Here is a 1,975-nt window from a genome sequence, read left to right as displayed (position 1 = left end):
ACCACAAAACGGCGATGACGTCCCGCCTGCACATCCACTGTCGCCACAAGGAAATTAACGCCATCCGGCACACTGCGGGAAGGAATTGGCTCTGCCCGCTGCTCAAGCAGTTCACTTTTTCGTTGCTCCATGCTGGCACGGGGAAGATAAGGTAATCCCCAGTCGGTATTGATAACCGTCTTGAGTGTTTCTTCACTTCCGGTTGTCTCGTATTCCTGTTCTGCAGTAAGCAGTTTGTAAACGAGTTGCGAGAGTGTCTGGTAAGCAGCTGCCGGACCCTCCATCCAGAATGACGCAATACGTGAGCGTCGGGGATCACCATAACGACTGCCATCCGCATTGATGGATTCACCATCCCGCAACCAGACCCCACGTCCGTTCAGCTCACGTTTTTGTTCAGGCATAATCCGTCCTGAACAGGAAGGACACTGAATATAAGCCGCCTCACTTGCCAGCACGGGATCGGCAATATCACGGAAACCAGCAACCACATCGCCGCAGGGCTGAAAATACTCACCACAGTGTGGACAGGGCCAGTACCAGCGACGGCGATCGCCACGGTTATAGAGCGACAGTATCCCCGTGGTTGGTGGAGCCTCATGCGGTGAAGTCCGTCGCCATTTCACATCCTTCACATCCCTGCCGGGGGAACTCTCCACCAGCGTCATACCGCTGGACATAAATGTGGTGGTACGTTTTGAGGCAAGAGAGAAGGCATCCCCCTCGCCATCAATATCTTCCGGAAAACGGTCATAATCCGTCAGCGCGACGCATTTATAATCTGATGAGGACATGATATTGACTGACGGCCAGCCGATTTTCAGGTAGTTGCCAGCAAGGAATGTTCTGTCATAAACGTTGTTGTCATTTTTGTTCGGACTCAGGCGACTGACCACTTCCGGGCTGACGCGAAACGTTCTGGCAAGTCGTTTTTTGGAGTGTTCGCGGGCTTTTTCCTCCGTCATCTGAATGATCAGCATATCCGCAGGATCGCAAATCACGTTGTAAATCACCCAGCCGTCAATCAGGCCGATAGTCTTGCCGGTTCGTGCCGGACCAACAAATATCACTGCGTCGTATTCACGCGAGGCCAGGCAGTTCATCGGCTCAAGAACATACGGTGCCACCAGCGGATCCCACGGGACTGAGTTCCCGGCCCCCATGGGCACCCGCATATACTGAGCAACGGCATCAGCAACCCGCATTCGTCTCGGTGCGCGAAGGATATAACCTGAATCGGTTCGTGCTGCCTTTGCGGTTTCCTGATTCAGCATTACTCCTCCTGCTGTAATTCCTCCTCATCATCCGCACCTGCTTCGGTCACCCGCAGGGCTATCTGATCGCGCAGATCATCAATAATGGACTGAACACGGCTCACAGCGGCAGGCTGCAGGCCGCAGTCACGTTCCAGAATATCCGGTAATGTCTCCAGCACCTGCACGACCGCTTTTGCCCAGATGGCAAACTCCCGTCTGACATCACTGGCCGGAATGAGTTGCGCCGTTTCCTGTTCGAACTTAAGACGCTCACGTTCAGACTGATACCAGGCTTTGCGCTCATGCGCGTCCATTTCGCCTTCTGCAACCGGCGGTGGTAATGCCAGAAATGCCGACACAATATCAACCACCCGATAAAGCTTGAGGTTGCTTTCATGCCCCCCTGCAACGGGTAGATTTTGCAGCCTTGCCGCAGCAGTCTGGCGATGTACACCTGACAGTGCTGCCAGTTGACTGATATTCAACGTCAGATTTTTTAACTCTCGATCCATACCCGCTCCAGAATGTTTTAAACATGCATCTTGCGAACAACTTTAGATAAATGGTGTTAGCGATGAACAAAAAACAATCAAAATCGACACCAGAAAAATAAAATATCTGTAATATCAATTCATTACAGTTGTGGTGATGACGAATGAAATTTCAAAAACTAGCCTTTTTCCGCGACGCTCCCGCCCCGTGGCAGGCCACCCCACCGG

2 protein-coding genes are annotated in these 1,975 nt (G+C 52.4%); both read right to left on the bottom strand.

What is annotated here, in order from left to right; genetic code table 11:
* Positions 1 to 1,274: terminase gpA endonuclease subunit (locus K0335_RS22020; RefSeq protein WP_219394147.1), on the bottom strand; the 1,274-nt coding region annotated here is incomplete at its 3' end.
* The gene (locus tag K0335_RS22015) at positions 1,274 to 1,768 is read right to left on the bottom strand and encodes a DUF1441 family protein (RefSeq protein ID WP_000373425.1); all 495 of its coding nucleotides are present in this window, start codon (positions 1,766 to 1,768) and stop codon (positions 1,274 to 1,276) included. The genes K0335_RS22020 and K0335_RS22015, both read right to left, overlap by 1 nt.
* Positions 1,769 to 1,975 lie beyond the last annotated feature (207 nt).

It is taken from the genome of Escherichia sp. GZ89 (genome assembly GCF_019366485.1).
GTDB lineage: Bacteria > Pseudomonadota > Gammaproteobacteria > Enterobacterales > Enterobacteriaceae > Escherichia > Escherichia fergusonii.
The sequence above is the reverse complement of the archived record's forward strand: the minus strand, read 5'-3'. Positions and strand labels throughout refer to the sequence as shown.

What these genes read in the sequence shown, in the direction of transcription:
- K0335_RS22015 (WP_000373425.1), bottom strand. Translation starts at nt 1,768, where the DNA reads ATGGATCGAGAGTTAAAAAATCTGACGTTGAATATCAGTCAACTGGCA.